Source organism: Streptomyces tailanensis, assembly GCF_008386495.1.
GTDB lineage: Bacteria > Actinomycetota > Actinomycetes > Streptomycetales > Streptomycetaceae > Streptomyces > Streptomyces tailanensis.
Genome location: NZ_VTHJ01000127.1, coordinates 1 through 1,731, shown reverse-complemented (window position 1 = coordinate 1,731; position 1,731 = coordinate 1). Strand labels below are relative to the sequence as shown.

General features: G+C 72.8%; 2 protein-coding genes and 1 pseudogene. All 3 read left to right on the top strand.

What is annotated here, in order from left to right; genetic code table 11:
* On the top strand, nucleotides 1-212 hold a 212-nt coding region (locus F3T56_RS44715; protein ID WP_149831202.1), incomplete at its 5' end, for a nitrite reductase (NAD(P)H) small subunit.
* Nucleotides 209-1,363 (top strand): NAD(P)/FAD-dependent oxidoreductase, encoded by a 1,155-nt coding sequence (locus F3T56_RS44710; protein WP_172639477.1) that lies wholly within the window; start codon nucleotides 209-211, stop codon nucleotides 1,361-1,363. The genes F3T56_RS44715 and F3T56_RS44710, both read left to right, overlap by 4 nt.
* 132 nt (nucleotides 1,364-1,495) lie before the next feature.
* Nucleotides 1,496-1,731: pseudogene (locus F3T56_RS44705) on the top strand (Rieske 2Fe-2S domain-containing protein); the annotation flags it as partial.

The following is a 1,731-nucleotide window of genomic DNA, read 5'->3' as shown; positions in this document are numbered from 1 at the left end:
ACGGCTGGCTGGAGGGCTGCGAGGTGGAATGCCCGCTGCACGCCTCGAAGTTCGACCTGAGGACCGGTGCCTGCGACGCCCCGCCGGCGAAACTCCCCGTGCGGACCCATGAGGTCGTCGTCGAGGACGGGATGATCCACGTCCGCCTGTCCACCGAGGCGCCCAACCTGCCGCCCTGCATCTCGGCCCGGCTCGCCGGGGGAGTCGCGTGAGGACGGTGGCCGTGGTGGGGGCCTCGCTGGCCGGGCTGTCGGCGGCGCGCTCACTGCGCAAGCAGGGCTACGACGGCCGGTTGGTCGTCATCGGCGACGAACTCCACCGCCCGTACGACAGGCCCCCGCTGTCCAAGGAGTTCCTGGCCGGTACCATCGGCGAAGCCGACCTCGCGTTGGAGGCGGAGGGTGAGGACCTGGGGGCGGAGTGGCTGCTCGGCACCCGCGCCACCGGACTCGACCGCACGGACCGCGCCGTCCGGCTCGCCGACGGCCGGGAGGTGCGCGCCGACGGCATCGTCATCGCGACCGGCGCCGCCGCGCGCACCCTGCCCGGTTCCGAGGGCCTGGCCGGAGTGCACACGCTGCGCACCCTGGACGATGCCCGCGCCCTGCGGGACGAACTGGCCCGTGGTGGACGGCTGGTGGTGATCGGCGGGGGGTTCGTCGGCGCGGAGGTCGCCTCCACCGCGTACGCCCTCGGGCTCGACGTGACGGTCGTCGAGGCCGCCCCGACGCCGCTCGCCGGACCGCTCGGCGAGACCATGGGCGCCGTCGTCTCCGCTCTCCACGCGGACCACGGCGTACGGCTGTTGTGCGGGGTGGGCGTGAAGGGGCTCAGCGGGGAGCGCCAGGTGGACGCCGTCCTGCTGGAGGACGGCCGCAGCATCCCCGCCGACATCGTGGTGGTCGGGGTGGGCGCACAACCGTGCGTCGAGTGGCTGGAGGGCTCCGGCGTCGTCGTCGACAACGGCGTCAAGTGCGGCGCCGACGGCCGCACCAGCCTGGCCGGCGTGGTCGCGGTCGGCGACTGCGCCAACTGGTACGACCCCCGTACGGGCACCCATCGCCGCGTCGAGCACTGGACCGGTGCGCGGGAGCGTCCCGACGCCGCCGTCGCCACGCTGCTGTCCGGGGGCGCGACCGAACCGGGTGTGCCCCGGCCGCCGTACTTCTGGTCCGACCAGTACGGCGTGAAGATCCAGTTCGCCGGTCACGCGGCCGGCGCCGACAGCGTGACGATCGAGGCGGGCACCGCGGACGACCGCGACGTCCTGGCCGTCTACCGGCGGGCCGGGCAACCGGTCGCAGTGCTGGGGATGAACCAGCCGCGGCTGTTCACCCGCTGGCGCAAGCAACTCGCTTCCTGACACCGCCCCTGGGGCGTCCCACGCCGCAGCAGCCGTATCGCACGCGGCGCCGCACATGACACAACGCCGTCCGGAGTCGCTCTTCCCGGCGCGTGAATGACCGATCCACGACGTTCTCCCGAGGAGTGCCCCGTGACCTCGACCAGCCTGCCGGACAGCCTGATCGCCACCCTCCCCGGCTCCTCCTACACGGATCCCGAGATCTTCGCCCAGGAGCAGGAGCACATATTCGAGACCATGTGGTTCTGCGTGGCGCGCGCCTCCGACCTGGCGAAGCCCGGTGCCTTCCGTACCGTGGACGTGGGTCGCGAGAGCATCCTCGTCACCCGGGCCAGGGACAACAGCATCCGTGCCTTCTTCAACGTCTG